Source organism: Pseudohongiella sp. (assembly GCF_011050365.1).
Taxonomy (GTDB): Bacteria; Pseudomonadota; Gammaproteobacteria; order Pseudomonadales; family Pseudohongiellaceae; genus Pseudohongiella.
This window is the reverse complement of record NZ_DRFV01000001.1, coordinates 265,836-281,689: the sequence shown is the minus strand read 5'-3', so window position 1 is coordinate 281,689 and position 15,854 is coordinate 265,836. Positions and strand designations below refer to the sequence as shown.

Annotated in this window: 14 protein-coding genes; 7 read left to right on the top strand and 7 right to left on the bottom strand. The window is 56.7% G+C overall.

Annotated elements, in window-relative coordinates; all coding sequences use genetic code 11:
• Positions 1-16: 16 nt before the first annotated feature.
• Together ENH71_RS01290 and arfB are read right to left on the bottom strand one after the other, a co-directional pair.
• Positions 17-457 carry a VOC family protein gene (locus tag ENH71_RS01290; protein WP_294133752.1) on the bottom strand — a complete coding sequence of 147 codons (441 nt, stop codon included), beginning with the start codon at positions 455-457 and terminating at the stop codon, positions 17-19.
• A 34-nt stretch (positions 458-491) separates the two neighbouring features.
• Positions 492-896, bottom strand: coding sequence for an alternative ribosome rescue aminoacyl-tRNA hydrolase ArfB (arfB, locus tag ENH71_RS01285; RefSeq protein WP_294133749.1), 405 nt, complete (start codon positions 894-896; stop codon positions 492-494).
• 435 nt (positions 897-1,331) lie between these two features.
• On the opposite strand from arfB, the gene ENH71_RS01280 reads away from it, so the two are divergent.
• The 3 genes from ENH71_RS01280 to ENH71_RS01270 are packed head-to-tail and all read left to right on the top strand — an operon-like array spanning position 1,332 to position 4,381.
• A complete protein-coding gene (locus tag ENH71_RS01280) occupies positions 1,332-2,333 on the top strand; it encodes a S1/P1 nuclease (RefSeq protein WP_294133746.1) in 1,002 nt (333 codons plus the stop codon).
• Positions 2,330-3,214, top strand: coding sequence for a MipA/OmpV family protein (locus tag ENH71_RS01275; RefSeq protein WP_294133743.1), 885 nt, complete (start codon positions 2,330-2,332; stop codon positions 3,212-3,214). The genes ENH71_RS01280 and ENH71_RS01275 overlap by 4 nt, the downstream gene beginning before the upstream one ends.
• A gap of 18 nt (positions 3,215-3,232) precedes the next feature.
• Positions 3,233-4,381 (top strand): DNA alkylation repair protein, encoded by a 1,149-nt coding sequence (locus tag ENH71_RS01270; RefSeq protein WP_294133741.1) that lies wholly within the window; start codon positions 3,233-3,235, stop codon positions 4,379-4,381.
• An 8-nt stretch (positions 4,382-4,389) separates the two neighbouring features.
• On the opposite strand, the gene ENH71_RS01265 is transcribed toward ENH71_RS01270, so the two are convergent.
• Entirely contained in the window at positions 4,390-5,508 is a 1,119-nt protein-coding gene (locus tag ENH71_RS01265; RefSeq protein ID WP_294137360.1) for an FAD-dependent oxidoreductase, read from the bottom strand.
• A gap of 186 nt (positions 5,509-5,694) precedes the next feature.
• Between ENH71_RS01265 and ltaE the strand changes: the two genes are divergently transcribed.
• Both ltaE and ENH71_RS01255 read left to right on the top strand, forming a co-directional pair.
• Entirely contained in the window at positions 5,695-6,738 is a 1,044-nt protein-coding gene (gene ltaE, locus ENH71_RS01260; protein ID WP_294133736.1) for a low-specificity L-threonine aldolase, read from the top strand.
• Positions 6,735-7,541 (top strand): carboxylesterase family protein, encoded by an 807-nt coding sequence (locus ENH71_RS01255; RefSeq protein WP_294133734.1) that lies wholly within the window; start codon positions 6,735-6,737, stop codon positions 7,539-7,541. The genes ltaE and ENH71_RS01255 overlap by 4 nt, the downstream gene beginning before the upstream one ends.
• 120 nt (positions 7,542-7,661) lie before the next feature.
• On the opposite strand, the gene hslO is transcribed toward ENH71_RS01255, so the two are convergent.
• A complete protein-coding gene (hslO, locus tag ENH71_RS01250; protein ID WP_294133732.1) occupies positions 7,662-8,561 on the bottom strand; it encodes an Hsp33 family molecular chaperone HslO in 900 nt (299 codons plus the stop codon).
• A 182-nt stretch (positions 8,562-8,743) separates the two neighbouring features.
• Here hslO and ENH71_RS01245 point away from each other — a divergent pair, with 182 nt between their 5' ends.
• Positions 8,744-9,826 carry a HupE/UreJ family protein gene (locus ENH71_RS01245; protein WP_294133729.1) on the top strand — a complete coding sequence of 361 codons (1,083 nt, stop codon included), beginning with the start codon at positions 8,744-8,746 and terminating at the stop codon, positions 9,824-9,826.
• Here ENH71_RS01245 and ENH71_RS01240 read toward each other — a convergent pair.
• The 3 genes from ENH71_RS01240 to ENH71_RS01230 all read right to left on the bottom strand — a co-directional run bounded on the left by ENH71_RS01240 (position 9,770) and on the right by ENH71_RS01230 (position 14,343).
• Complete coding sequence (locus ENH71_RS01240) at positions 9,770-12,073, bottom strand: anthranilate synthase component I (protein WP_294133726.1); 2,304 nt, start codon at positions 12,071-12,073, stop codon at positions 9,770-9,772. The genes ENH71_RS01245 and ENH71_RS01240 overlap by 57 nt on opposite strands.
• 304 nt (positions 12,074-12,377) lie before the next feature.
• Positions 12,378-13,529 (bottom strand): pyridoxal phosphate-dependent aminotransferase, encoded by a 1,152-nt coding sequence (locus ENH71_RS01235; protein WP_294133723.1) that lies wholly within the window; start codon positions 13,527-13,529, stop codon positions 12,378-12,380.
• A 121-nt stretch (positions 13,530-13,650) separates the two neighbouring features.
• A complete protein-coding gene (locus tag ENH71_RS01230) occupies positions 13,651-14,343 on the bottom strand; it encodes an SDR family oxidoreductase (protein WP_294133720.1) in 693 nt (230 codons plus the stop codon).
• A gap of 210 nt (positions 14,344-14,553) precedes the next feature.
• Between ENH71_RS01230 and ENH71_RS01225 the strand changes: the two genes are divergently transcribed.
• Positions 14,554-15,846 (top strand): serine hydrolase domain-containing protein, encoded by a 1,293-nt coding sequence (locus tag ENH71_RS01225; protein WP_294133717.1) that lies wholly within the window; start codon positions 14,554-14,556, stop codon positions 15,844-15,846.
• Positions 15,847-15,854 lie beyond the last annotated feature (8 nt).

Sequence of the window (15,854 nt, the reverse complement as noted above, 5' to 3'; positions counted from 1 at the left end):
CCCGGCTGCTGGACGATCAGACGGCAAACAGTTGTGCGTCTATGTCCCTGAACGCCTTGAATTCAAGCGCATTGCCTGTTGGATCAAGGAAAAAAAGAGTCGCCTGTTCGCCGGGCTCGCCCTTAAATCGAATATACGGCTCAATGATGAAGTGGGTGCCTACAGCGCGCAGCTTCTCTGCCAGCGCGCCCCACTCTGTCATCGACAGCACCGCCCCAAAGTGGGGCACAGGCACGCCATGGCCGTCAACATGATTGCTGCTCTGATTTACCTGGCCCTGTTTGCCGATGGCAGGGTTCACATGCACCACCAGTTGGTGGCCAAACAGATTGAAGTCGATCCAGTGATCAGAACTGCGTCCCTGCGGCAAACCCAGAGTATTGCCGTAAAATTCGCGCGCCTCTTCCAGATCGCGCACCTGGATGGCGAGATGAAATGGTTTTAATGTTGACGTCATGCTCTCAGCCTCGTGAAGGTTTGGCGTATTGTAGTCATTCCGGACTCGGTTTGCCTCGCAAAGATTTGGTGGTACTGAGTTTACGCTTACCTTCCAGTCGCTTACGCTTGGCCGAGCGCGGCACGCGAGTGGGCCGCCGTGGGGCATCGGTATGCGCGGCATCCGCAATCAGAGCCTGCAGACGCCGCAGCGCGTCTTCACGATTTTTTTCCTGCGTCCTGAAGCGCTGAGCCTTGATGACAATCACGCCATCACTGGTCATGCGCCGGTCGCGCTGCGCCAGCACCAGGGCCTTGATGTCAGCAGGCAGTGACGAGGCCTGCACGTCGAAGCGTAAATGAATGGCAGTTGACACCTTATTGACATTCTGGCCACCAGAGCCTTGCGCCCTGATGGCTGTCAATTCAACTTCAGCCGGTTGAATTACAAAATTACTCATAAAATATTTCCTGAAACGTAAAACGTGACACTATGCTGTCATTTGCACGGGCGGGCGCGCGCCAAACTGGTGCAAGGATCGCCAAAAAGAGCCAAAAAGCATCGTCAGCCTAAGCGCTGACATGACAAACATCTAGTCTGGACGCCTGCCACCCACCTTTAAAATATTTATTTTCTATTTATATCATATAGATAAAAATTAGTAATAAAAACTGGCATGCACAATGCATTATCTTGGACGTAGCACTGATATTCCCCTATCAGGTGCTAGAAATGGAATCGACTCTCCCCTTTTCCATTGATGGGTGATCTAGCCCCCGTGATGCCAAGGCGTCACGGGGGCATTTTTTTGTCGGCAACAAAGCCGTCGCCTGTCAGTTCTATCTTTGGTTCTGCTACACTTCTGCCTGTCTTTTTATTGCATCCGGGAGTTGTCATGTCAGCCAGATTGTCGCTTGCCGCATGCGTCCGAACGATTGTCCTGCTGACCACCATCGCACTGCCCTCATTGTCACAAGCCTGGGATGCGACAGGACACCGGCTTGCTGCCTACGTTGCCTATCAGACCCTGACCGCGCCCCAGCGCGACTACTGGCTCGACGTCTTGCAACAGCATCCACGCTACGCCCCCGACTTTGCAGACGCCATGCCCCAAGCCATTCGCGCTGCATCGCGTGAGGAACAATCCCGCTGGTTACTGGGTCAGGCGGCGGTATGGCCGGATCTGGCGCGCGGACTACCTGACGCTATCCGTTCCCGTTATAACCAACCCGACTGGCACTGGATAGATGGCGCCTGGGTCCGCGACGACGCGCAAACCCAGGGCAATGTTTATCTTGATACCGCCCCCCAGCCCGATATTCAGGGCGCCCCGGCGAACAACAGCCAGCACGCTTCCCACGCCAGCAATGTCGTGACTGCGCTGGAACGGGCACACTGGCAACTCGCGCACGAAACCGATGCGGCGCAAAGAGCCATAGCGCTGTGCTGGCTGCTCCACCTGATTGGCGATATCCATCAGCCCTTGCACACCGGTGGCCTGGTGTCGTCACAGCTATTCCCCAACGGAGATCGCGGTGGTAATGCCATTCGTACCCGCGGCAGCAATCTCCACGCGGTGTGGGACCAGGCACTGCGCGGTCCCGCTCTCAATAACAGTCTGATGGCACTCAACGCCCTGGCCACCAGTGTGCCCCGGACCCAGGCATTCACGCCCACACAGTGGCTGCACGAGAGTCGCAGTATTCTGCTTCAGAACGTCTACCCCGATTCAATCATTGAAAACGTCAGGCTGAGTGAAAACACCGGCAGCCGTCTGGACAGTGTTACGCTCAGACATCACTATGAGGCTGACATGAAACAGACCGCAGCCATCCGTCTGGCCGAAGCGGGCGTACGAATCAGCAATACTTTAGCCAACATTAGTGGAACACCATGACCGCATCTCATTCTGCCAGCAACACCCTGTTTTTGTTACTCACCATACTTGCACTCATACCCGTGACGGCTCGAGCCGCCGATGAAACAGAACCGGTCTTGGTGGAGAAACCGTTGTGGGAACTTGGCCTGGGCGCGGGCGCGCTGGTTCAGCCACACTACCCGGGCTCTTCCCAACATCAATCCCGCGGCCTGGGCCTGCCATATGTGGTCTATCGAGGCGATGTGTTGCGCATAGGCGACGGGCAGGTGGCACGGGCGGTTGCTGCCGAGAACAGTTTTTATGAGCTGTCCCTGTCTTTTGCCGCCGCCTTTGATGCCGACAGCGACGGCAATGAATTGCGCGACGGCATGCCCGACCTGGACTTTATTTTTGAAATCGGCCCGCAACTGGTATTCGGTCTGGCCGACTTCCAGTTCAGCGACTCCAGTCGCAGTGAAGTTGAGTTATCACTGCAAGCGCGAGCGGCGCTCTCTACCGATTTCGCCGGCGTCGATCACCACGGGTATGTTTTTGAACCCATGTTGCGTTACCGCCACTACGGTTTGTTTGCGCCTCAATTTGAAGGCTCAATCTCGATCCGCCCCGTCTGGGCGACGCGGGATGTCCATGGCTACTTCTACGATGTTGAGTCTGAGTTTGCCAACGCTTCACGTTCCCGGTACCGGGCCGCATCGGGATATTTTGGCACCGGCATCAACCTCTCCGGCACCTGGCACATCAGCGACAAGGCGCGCATGTTTGCCGGCGTGCAAACCAGTTTCCATCACGGCGCAGAGAATCGCGACAGCCCCCTGTTTGAAGATGACTTTACCGCCGGTGTTGCCGTCGGCTTTATCTGGTCGCTGATTGAAAGTAAACGCACGGTTATGCGCCCCTGAGCTCACGGATACACCACGATGGCAGAACCTCTCAAGAACCAATACGGCCCCGATATTCCTCATCGCATCGCGGACATGATTGGCGCCGTCTATCCCGCCTTCAGACGTCAGGCTTTTCTGGATCATGTCTTGCCTGGCTATGACAGTCTGGAGCTGATGCCACGTGGCTGGCATATGGCTGACGGCCTGCATCAAGCATTGCCAGACAAGTACTCAACAGCTGTCGACATTCTGCTGGATTCGTTGCCACCGGCTAAACCTGCAGTCAGCGAAACATCTCCGACACAGGATCGCGAAGGCGGTTCTTTGGCACCCTTTCTGTTCATGCCGCACACATTTTTTGTCGCCCGCTATGGACTGGCAGATTTCGAATCATCCATGCGCGCACAGTATGAATTGACCCAGCGTTTCACAGCAGAGTTCAGTATCCGTCCGTTTCTGCAGCAACACCAACAGGCCACCCTGCAACGGCTGCAGGACTGGATTGATGATCCCAGTGAGCATGTAAGGCGCCTGGTGTCCGAAGGTACCCGGCCCCGCCTGCCGTGGGCATCGAGACTGCCAGAGTTCCAGCGGGATCCAGCGCCGGTGCTGACATTGCTGGATCAGCTCAAGGACGATGACTCACTGTATGTTCGCCGGTCGGTAGCAAATAACCTGAACGATATAGGCAAGGATCACCCGGAAGTGCTACTCGCTACCGCCGAGAACTGGTCCCGGCACGCCAGCGTGCAGCGGCAGTGGATCGTCCGGCATGCCCTGCGCAACATGATCAAGGAAGGACAGCCACGGGCGCTGGCCATTTTCGGATTCAAGGCAGCAACAAACATTGTATTGCACGATATTGATATTCGTCCGGCCGCTGCCGCTGTCGGTGACAGCGTCAGTTTTAACGCAACGCTTACCAATCAGGGCAGGCAACGGCAAGCGCTGCTCATCGACTTTCAGGTGCATTTTGTCAAAGCCAGTGGCAGCACTCGCCCCAAGGTTTTCAAGCTGACACAGACAACCCTGGATGCGGGCGAGTCTATCCAGATTGGCAAGCGCATTTCGCTGGCACCAATGACAACCCGAAAGCTTTATGCCGGTGAACACCGGATAGACCTGCTGATCAATGGTCAATGCCAGCCTCTGGGCTCATTTAAACTGCACATGGCGGCGGGCTGAATCCGGCATTAGTCTGAAACCCGGTGTTTCTCCATGAAACCCTGATCCAGATAGTGCTTCCATTTACCCATCAACTGGCCGCCCAGCGTCCAGCCGGCATAATGCATCAACGCGCCACCGTCTGCTGTGGACAGCAATGCCAGTGCCTGCTTTTGCGGCTGATAGTCGTCCAGTGCGTCACCTGACAGCCAGGCTCTGACATTCTGAGCCAGTACCGCGCCGTGTCGCACAGAATAGACACCTGACTTTTTACTGCCGGCGTGAGCTGCGCAATCGCCGGCCGCAAACACCTCTGGGGACGACGCCGATTGCAGTGTGTCACTGACACAAATAAAGCCCCTGTCATCACACACCAGCCCACTCCCCTGATACCAGTCCAGCGCTGCGGCACCGGTAGCCAGCACCAGAGCTTCGAGCTGCTGTACCGGCCGGCCACCGGCAACAACCTGTCCCTGACGAATCTGATCAATATAGATGCCTTCGTGCAATTCGACGCCACGCGCCAGCAGCAATTTGCGTGCCCGCTGTATCAGTCCGAATGCCTGACCGTGCAGTAATTCTTTGCCACTGAACACATGTAGCTCACTTTCGGGCAGACTTCTGCGCAACGCCAACGCCAGCTCGACCGCCGCCGCACCGCCGCCGAGAATACCCAGCTGGCGTGGTGAAGAGCCTTGATGCCAACGTTGCCAGTCCTGATAAAAAGCGGAGAACGGTTTGGCCGGCACCAGACCAATGCTGCCGTCATTCAATGCCGGCAGCGGTTGCCTCGACCCGGTATTCAACGACAGACACTGATAGGACAGATTACCCGTATGCGCCAGTGTGATGACACGGTTTGCCGCGTCCAGTGCTACCACACTGTCCTCCACCAGCACGATGCCCAGCGCCCGACACCAGGGTGCCAGCGCGATCGCACATTCATCAACCGTATACCGGCCCGCCAGCAGGCCGGGCATCATGCCGGAATACCAGGCCGCCCGGCCGGGGTTGATCAACACGGTGCCAGCCGGCGGCCGGTAGCCGGCATCCAGCCAGCGTCGCATCATGACCAGATGGGCGTGTCCGGCGCCAGCGAGCACCAAAGGCGTACTTGTGTTCGAATCAGCAGAAGTTGAGCAAATCAAAGTTGATATCCAGAATCCGGACGCGAGTCCTTGTGAAAGTGCCAATATTACGCGACAACAAATCAGCCCGACAGGCTTTTTCCCGGGTAAATACTACCGACGGAAACAACAGTCCCCCTGTATTCCAACGCTGAATCAGTTAGGATTATCAGTTAATAACTCCACAACCGCCGGACAGGGGACTGCATGCCCGAAATCAACACACCGCTCTGGGTCGACTTGCGTAGCGACACGGTAACCAAGCCCACTGACGCCATGCGTCAGGCCATGTTCAATGCTGATGTGGGCGATGACGTCTGGGGCGAAGACCCAACCGTCAGACAGCTGGAGCATACCCTTGCCGGTATGGCCGGCATGGAGGCCGGCCTGTTCATGCCCTCAGGCACCCAATCCAATCTGGTGGCGCTGTTGACGCATTGCGGCCGTGGTGATGAGTACATAGTGGGTCAGCAGGCGCATACTTACAAATATGAAGGCGGCGGTGCAGCGGCGCTGGGCGGCATTCAGCCGCAACCATTGCCGATGACCGACTTCGGTGGGCTCAACCTGGACGAGGTTGAAGCCTCGATCAAGCCTGATGACTGCCATTTCGCCCGAAGCCGGCTGTTGTGCCTGGAGAACACGGTGCACGGCAAGGTCCTGCCGCTTGAATACCTGCTACAGGCGAGAACACTGGTTGATGAAACCGAACTGAAACTGCACCTGGACGGTGCCCGCGTTTTTAATGCCGCGATCGCCTTGCAATGTCAGCTGCAGGACATCACCCGGCATTTTGATACTGTTTCCATTTGTTTATCCAAAGGTCTGGGCGCGCCAGTGGGGTCTGTCCTGTTGGGACCCGCCGCCTTCATCGAGCAAGCCAAACGCTGGCGTAAGGTCTGCGGTGGCGGCATGCGTCAGAGCGGCTCGCTGGCGGCCGCCGGACTGCATGCACTGGAACATCACGTCCAGCGGCTGGCTGACGATCATCGCCGTGCCCGGCAGCTGGCACAGCGGCTTGTCAGCGCCGGCTATTCCCTGGAGATGCCACAAACCAACATCCTGTTCGTCAGGGTCGATGGACTGAACCGGGAGCACCTGGCACAGTGGCTGGAACAACACCGAATCAAGGCTGACTGTCTGGGCCGCGACAGCATCAGGCTGGTGACACATCTGGATATTGATGATGCCGGTCTGGAGCGCGCAGCACAGGCGTTTGAAACGTTCATGAGCGAGGGACAAGGAACATGAGAGACATTCTGAAAAGTGTGGTCATGACGCTGGCACTGGTACCCGTGTTGCTGTCCTGTAATGCGGTGCAGGCGGCGCGCGAAGCCGCAGACGACGAAAGCATGATTGACGACCCCCGGGTCCTGCATCGCAGTTATGTTTTTGAACCTACCGGAGAAACCCTGCCCTACGCTGTTTTTATTCCGACCAGTTATAACGCTGACCAGCCAACCCCACTGGTGGTGTCATTGCATGGCCTGGGCCGGACTTATGACTGGTTAATGGGCTACGACGGGTTTCTGGATGACGCTGAAGCGTACGGCTTTATTGTGGTCACTCCGCTGGGCTATATCCGCCGCGGCTGGTACGGGTCACGTGCTACCGACGACGCGGTCATCGCCGAGCGCAGCGAAGCCGATGTCATGAACGTCATTGACCGGGTCAAAAAGGAGTTCAGCGTCGACAGCAACCGCACCTATTTGTGGGGTCACTCCATGGGCGGCGCCGGTACCTACCATATCGCCGTCAATAATCCCGGCATGTTTGCGGCACTGGCTGTCGCGGCGCCGGCACCGCATCCGCAGCAGTCTCCCACCATGCTTTCCGAGATCAGAGACACACCCATCCTGGTATTGCAGGGAACCGACGACGAACTGGTATCGGTGGAGATGACCCGCCGCTGGGTAGCGGCCATGCGCTCAATCGGCATGCCCCATATTTATGTTGAACTTGAGGGCGAAGATCACACCAACTTCATTGCCCGCGACCGGGCGAACATGAGAAAAGTGATCAACTTTTTTGATACCGTTGGCGCCCGGCGCTGACATCCGCAGCCTCAGCACCCGGTCAGCAGTTTGCTGGCGAGACAATACACCCCGGCGGCGGTGATAAACCCCTTCATGTGGATTATCCCCGCCACTTCCTTATGACGTTAACGCGCTATTTCAGTGGAGCAGATCACCCCGGTCCTGAAACAGCAACGCGATTTCAGACGCATCGAAGCGGTAGTCAGTGCCACAAAACTCACAGGCAATACTGACCTCTCCCTGTTCAACAATGATGCTGTCTACCTCTTCCTTGCCAATGGAGACCAGCGCTTTTGCGGTACGCTCACGCGAGCAACTGCACTGATAATGGTACTGCCTGGGGGGAAACAGCTTCACCTCTTCCTGGTGATACAGGCGGTGCAACAGCGCTTCATTGCTGAGCGCCAGTATTTCACTGGTGGTCAGTGTTTGTGCCAGTGTCAGCAGGTGCTGCCAGCGCTCTTCGCGCACGTCGGCATCGCCCGACGCGGCGCCGGGTAATTGTTGCAACAGAAACCCGCAGGCCTGACCTTCATCAACGGCAAAGAAGAACCAGCTCTCCAGCTGCTCGGACTGCTCGAAGTAAGTCTGCAGGGACGCGGCCAGTGACCCGCCTTCCAGTGAGACAATCCCCTGATAGGGATCGGATCGCTGCGAATCCACCGTGATCACCAGCAGACCGTCACCGGTGAGGGCATCAAAATCAACACTCTCGGGCATCTTGTCGAATCGGGCAATGCCACGCACAGCACCGTCACTGGTGCATTCTGACATGATCAGATTCAACTCACCGTCACCGCGTACCTGCAACACCAGTCGCCCATCATATTTAATTGCCGACCCCAGCAGCACCGCCGCGGCCAGGAACTCTCCCAGCAGATTGCTGACTGCCGCCGGATAGGCATGATTATTGACCGTGTCGGTGTAGCTGTGCGTCAACCGGACGATTTCGCCACGCACGTCAGCGTCGGCGAACAAAAACCGCTGACAGATATCAGTTGACGGCGTTTCGGTTGTAGATGAACTTGATTCAGACATATGGTTTCCTGTGCAAACAGAGATGGCCACGGTGGGTCCCGGCAATACTGTTATTTTACGCAGGCTCTGCGCCGAATGCACTGATTACGCGGATTGACCTTATAGCTGATTGAAAACCATGGGGCGTTGCTGCAAGATTGGGCGTTTCGCAGCCAACTCCATCAAACAGGGCCAGCCAGGGCATGACTGACATATCGCGCGACAGTATTTCCCGCACACCGCTAACGGTGCTTGCGATCGCCATAGTGCTTGCCCTGCTGCCGTTGGCCGGCCTGGCGCACGACATGACCGATACCGCGCGTGAGCGCATGGCCTCAGGTGGTTACCTGGAAGTCATGTGGACAGGCGCAGAACATATGCTCAGCGGCTATGATCATCTGCTGTTCCTGCTCGGCGTGATGTTCTTCCTGAGCCGCCTTGTTGATATTCTGAAATTCGTCACCGCCTTCACGCTCGGCCATACCCTCACCCTGATCGCAGCCACCTATGCTGGCATCACCGCCAATCACTATCTGATTGATGCCGTCATCGCAGTCACTGTGGCTTACAAGGGCTTCGAAAACCTGAATGGTTTCCGGCGCTGGCTCGGCGTCAATGCACCAAATCTGCTGTTGATGGTGTTTGTGTTCGGCCTGATCCATGGCTTTGGCCTGTCCGCCCGGCTGCAGGAGGTCACACTGGCCGACGACCCCGCCTTGCTGAGCAAAATTCTGCTGTTCAATGTCGGCGTCGAATTCGGTCAGATTGCTGCCCTGCTGGTGATGACCTTTGCCATTCGTGCCTGGCAACAGGTCAACGGCTGGGCGCTGTTCAGCCGGCTTGCCAACATGGGCCTGATTGCCGCTGGCGCCGGCCTGCTGGTGTTCCAACTGTACGGTTTCGCTCAGGAGCGTAATGCACGGGACATCAGTTTCGACATCTTCAGCGACCGCGAACAGATGATGGGCCAGGTGCGTGATGCCAACGGCATTGGACTGGCTGACACCGCCCTGATGATACGACCGGTCGATGCCAATGCCGCTGATGCCACCGAATTGACCACTGACAATCAGGGCTGGTTTGCGTTCAGTGGCCAAAGCAACCGCACCTATCGTGTGCAGCTGGCTGACGGCAGCGCCGCCACGGATGTTGCCCTGGGCACTGTCGCCGATGCCCATCTGCATGAGCTGCATATACCGTTCTATGTCTATGCAGCCATACTACTGATGCTATCGGTGATTCCCGCCAATGCACTTCGCCGACGTCAAACGCTGGCGCAACACTGACGTCAGCACGACATTGCGGATCAGTTGTTCACCGGCACCGCGAGCAAGCGAGAGCAGGGATTCAGGGTGAAACTGAACGGCACTCCACGGTTTACTGTCATGCTCTATTGCCATGACACAATCATCCTCGTGGCTGCGTGCGCTTACAACGAAGCCCGCAGGGATATGGCCGGCATGAAGTGAGTGATAGCGGCCTGCGCGGAAGGGACTCTCAATGCCTGCAAACAGTCTGCTATCGTCATGAACAATATCGGACGCACTGCCGTGGACCGGACGCGGCAACAAAGCCAGAGACCCACCGGCGTATTCGATCATGGCCTGCAAACCAAGACAGACACCGAATACCGGCACGCCCAATCTGTCGCACAACGCCAGCGTTGCATTGCAATCAAAATCGGCCGGCCGGCCCGGTCCCGGCGACAGAATGACAAGATCAAACGCCTGTGTTGTCAGCGCCTCGCGAGCAGACTGTGGGCGCAATGTCTGCACCTCAACCCCGGTGGCTCTGAAACTTGCCGCCAGCGTGTGCACAAACGAGTCCTGGTGGTCCACCATCAATGCCCGCAACCCTGTGCCGGGCCCGGGCGTCGCTCCGATTGCAGCACCGGACGCCAGTCCCCGCGCTGATTGCGCTGTTTCCGGTTGCAACACCGACAACAGTGCCGACGCCTTCAGCCTGGTTTCCTGCTCTTCCGCTACTGGATCAGAATCCTGCAGCAAAGTGGCCCCCGCTCGGACTTTCGCGACCGACTTGCTGATCTGCACCGTGCGAATAGTCAGACCGGTATCCATGGCACCGTCAAACCCCAGGCGGCCAAATGCACCACCATACCAGCGGCGAGGTGTTTTCTCGTGGTCTTCTATAAACTGCATGGCATGCTGTTTCGGAGCGCCAGTGACAGTAACCGCCCAGGTGTGCGACAGAAAAGCATCCAGCGCATCAAACCCGACCTGCAGTCGACCTTGCACATGGTCCACGGTATGAATCAGTTTTGAATACATTTCCACCTGACGCCTGCCAACAATATTGACACTGCCAGGCACACACACCCGGCTTTTGTCGTTGCGGTCCACGTCGGTACACATCGACAGTTCCGCTTCGTCCTTGGCTGAATTCAGCAACTGACGTATGCGGTCGGCATCCTCCAGAGCATCACTGCCCCTGGCAATAGTGCCGGAGATAGGGCAGGTCTCTACCAGGGCCCCCAGAACCGGATCCGGCTTGACGCGGACAAACATCTCCGGTGATGCGGAAACCAGGTATTCCTGTTCTCCCAGGTTAATAAGGGCTGTGTATGGCGCCGGATTGGTGGCTTTAAGTCTGCGGAAAATGGTGGACGGTCTGCATGTCAGCGCAGCAGAAAATGTCTGACCCGGTACCACCTCAAACAGATCACCGCGCCTGAAGCTGGCTCTGGCTTTTGCTACCACCGCCGCATATTCACCGGGTCGATGATCACTGGTGATGGCCGGCTGCTGCGGGTGAATGTTTGCGACGCTAGCAGTCGCCGTGTTATCGGCCGACGCTTTGCTGGCATCAACCAGATTCGCCGAAACCGGGGCACCCTGCCTGCGCAGACCGCCAGTGGTATGTAAGCTGCCGGCTGCATCGCGACAGACAAAGTCGAACCGGTGTATCACGCCGGCACCGCTTTCGCTGTCCACTGACAGAATTTCATCCGGTAGATACAACACCAGGTCACGCTGTTGCTCAGACCTGACCAGGCGCCGTGTCACCGCCTCGAACTGGAACGCCAGATCGTAGGCAAAGGCACCGTAGAGGCCCGACAGACTGTTTTGTGCACAGGCAAAATGCGCGATAAGTTGTCGCAACACCGAAAACACGCTGGGTTGACGGGTTCGCATTTCTTCGGTGAAAACATCGGACGACGGCGTTACGCGGCAAACGATCTCTGTGGCCGAGACGGTATCCAATCGATAGTCTGCGCTGGCACCCGCCAGCGCGCGCTGACACTCATGCAGCAATAATTCCCCGCGGACATTGAGCGCCTCGACGCGAACTTCATGCTGCCGGGCCACCACCTGCAATGGTGGATTGACGAACGCCAGCTCGTGACGACGGTAGCGTCCGGGATAGTCAACACCGCAGGTCATGACCATGCCTCGCTGGTCATCCAGCATGGACAGGCGCTGCGCCATGGCAGAGGCGCCGTCACAGGTTTGCTGCTGATGCGTCACAATGACGCCACCGGCGGTGGAATATCGGCCCTGATTGATGTGATTCACGCTATTCTCCTCTCGTGTCAGAGAGGCTGCACCCGAAGCTGGGGCGACGTCGGAATCGATAGGGAATCACATGGATGAAGCAGGATTTTTATCAAGACACAGGCCGCCTTCCTTACGGGGGCAGCCTGAAAAAGACTCTGATCAGATGCTCTGATCGTTGTTTTCCTGGCGGCCCTTGTCGGTAAACCACCAGAAATACTGTGTTTGAATGTTCATGGGACGCAATAATGCGCCTGCCATTGCAGGTTTGTCAAGACGCCGTGTAATCGGCTACCCGGCGTCCGCAACACATCATGCATGCACCTCATCCGTACAATGTTTTGTATACCTGAACGAAATACTCCATCTCTTCAGGCCTGGCCATGCTCACCCGCGCCCAGTCGAGCATGGGCGGAAAAGGTCGGCCTATGAGGATGCCCGCTTCGCGCATGGCTGCGCTGACCTCGTTAATGTCACGCCCGGTATGGATAAAGCTGAAATTGGCGTTGGACTTTACATAGCGCAACCCGAGTTCATCACACATGCCCTCTACAATATCCAGCGCCTTGCGGTTCTGGCTTAGTGTGTAGCGCTGAAAATCCAGGTCCCGATAGCTGGCCAATGCTCCCCGTGCACCCGCAATATTTAACTGCCCGGTCATCTTTTTTTGCATGTCGGCAATATGATCGGGATGGGCGTAGGCAAAACCCACCCGGAGTGCAGCCAGACCATGTATTTTTGAAGCCGTGCGCGACACGATGATATTTTTGTGCCCGTCGCGTATCAGCCCAAGCATCGACTCATAGGCCGGATCATCGACAAATTCATGATACGCTTCGTCCACAAATACCATGCGGTCGCGTGATACCTCGAGAACAAAGTCACGCAGCGCATTTTTCTCAATCAGGTTCGGAATCGGGTTATTGGGATTGCACAAGTACACCAGTGAGGTGTCCGGGCGAATGGCGTTGTACATGGCACCCAGATCGGTTTCCATATTGGCGTTCACCGGCACTCTGATCAGCTCAGTGCCAAAGTCATCGGCATAGCTGATAAGGCCGCCAAACGTGGGATCCGGACAAACCACTGAGCCTGGTGTCAGGCTGGCCATCAGACCGCCGACAGCAAGGATTTCGCCGGAACCAGAGCCAACAGCAATACTGTCTTGTGGTATGTCTTCAAGCTCGGAGAGATGGGCGACCAGGTCGCTTGCGTGATTGAGGTATTTGTTGCCATCCACCATGGCATCTGCAATCGCCTGTCGTGCGACGGGGGAGGGGCCATAAGGATTTTCGTTGCTGCTGGCCCGAATCATGGCATCGGGCCGGGGTATGTCTGCCAATGCGCTGTTGAGAAAGCTGAGCGAGGGTGTAAACGGTGTTGCGGGTATGCCTCGCAGCACATTGCCACCCAATCCGGCACCCAGAAATGCCGCGCCGCCCAACAATAGTTTTCGCCTGCTGATGATACCCGTCATATGAGTCGTCTCCGATTCCGATAACCGCCATTGATAGTGATAAAACATTTCACGTTCAGAAACTAAACTTCTGATGCAAATTTCAAACCACCCGGCGGACATCGGCCCGGAAGGCGTCGCTCTACCAGGAAATAGGTGAACCGTCGTAGGCAAAAAAGTGACCGCTATCCACGGGCCGGGCACCGTCAATGACCTTGAGCAGACCCGAAACACTGGTCGTCGAGTCAATCAGCGCATTGGGGCCACCCATGTCTGTCAGCACCCAACCCGGATGCAGACTCAACACAATGAACTGCTCGGGCTGCAGGTCAATCGACAGCGACTTGATGGCCTGATTTAGTGCACATTTGGCCGTCCGGTACAAATATGAACCACCACTGCCATTGTCACTGACCGAGCCCATCTTGGAGCTGAGAAACGCCAGACGGCGCTCGCTGCCCTTGCGCAAATTGGGCAGCAGGGCCTGAGTCAACAGTACTGGCGCTATGACATCGACCAGCATGACGTCGGCCCAGTCACTTTCACGCAGAGAACCCAGGTTGGCATCGCGGGGACCATAGATCCCCGCATTGTTGATCAGTACATCAATGGCGTCCCCGTTGAGCGCATCGACCAGCACCTGTCGGGACTCTGCACTTGCCAGATCCAGCGGCAACACTCGCAATGCACCATTGGTCTGCTGCAGGTCTCGCAATTCAGGAACATTTTCCGGGTTTCGGCAAGTTGCCACGACATCATGGCCCTGCGCTAACACCTGCTTGACAAATTCCAGCCCGATGCCGCGATTGGTGCCCGTGATAAGATACTTCGCCATTAAACTAACCTCTTGATTTTTCGATATTTAAACTGATACGTCAAACTTGGTGATCGGTTCGCCATAAAGTACCACTTTGTCCGCCTGCTGTCAGGTTATCGCGAATAATAACGCACCCGACGCGGCGGCGGCGGCGCCAGTGTGACTTCTGGTAGCGGTGTGTTATAAACTTCCGCGAGGCGTTTTAAAACACATAGATAGAGGCCCACCATGAAAACAATGTCACTGCCCACCCGTCTTGCCAGAGTGCTGCTACTGAGTTCAACACTGGCAACACTGGCTTTTGCCCCATCACTGTACGCACAGGATCGCGACCTCAGTCGCGCCAGCCCGGAAGCGGTGGGACTCAGTGCTGACGGCATCAGCGATCTTGCCGATGCCATGCGCAAGGAAGTCGATGAAGGCAACCTGGCCGGCATTGTCAGCGCCCTGATGCGCAACGGTAAGCTGGTCCATATGGACGCCTACGGATATCAGTCAATTGAAGAACAGAAGCCGGTCTCTGAAGACACCATCTTTCGCATCTTCTCGATGACCAAGCCGGTAACCAGTGTTGCCATGATGATGCTGCTGGAGGAAGGCAAATTCTCTCTGGACGATGCGGTATCACAGTACATTCCTGAACTGGCCAACCTTGAAGTCGCTATTGAAGACGGCCCCGGCGGTTTTCCGGTTACCGAGCCCGCCAGTCACGAAATGACCATTCGTGAACTGATGTCACACACCGGCGGTCTGACCTATGGCCTGTTCTCACGCTCACAGGTCGATTCGCAGTACGTGGCAGCCAACATACTCGATACCGAAGGCACGCTGCAGGACATGATTGATAAACTGGCCGACATTCCTTTGCGCCAGCAGCCCGGTACGCTTTGGCATTACAGCGTGTCGGTTGATGTTCAGGGCCGGCTGGTTGAAGTGCTGTCTGGCATGCCGTTTGATGACTTTTTACAGGAGCGTATTTTTGAACCTCTGGGCATGACCGATACCGGGTTTTACGTTCCCGAAGACAAGCGCGATCGTTTCGCCACCATGTATATGTCCGGCGCCAATGGCCTGGTCGCGCCCAACGACGGCTTTGGTGGCGACTACGTTGCGCCGGTCACCTTCCCCAGTGGCGGTGGTGGTCTCGCATCCACCATCGGGGATTACATGCGCTTCACCCAGATGCTGGCCAATGGCGGCGAGTTCAACGGCGTTCGTCTGCTGAATGAAGCCTCGGTCGAAGCCATGCGCAGCAATCAGTTGCCCGCGGGTATGGACGAAATCCCGGGTTATCCCGGCAATCAGTTCGGCCTGAACTTTGCGCTGGTGACCGACCCGGCCCGCAATGACGGTGTTAGCGAAGGCAGCTACTGGTGGTGGGGCATCGGTGGCACCTGGTTCTGGATTGACCCGGTGGAGGACCTGGTTTTTATCGGTATGATCCAGAATCGTAATCTGGGGTATGCGCGCCAGTTACAGGGGATCAGCAAACGCATGGTTTACGGAGCCATTGAGGACTAATTGCCAGG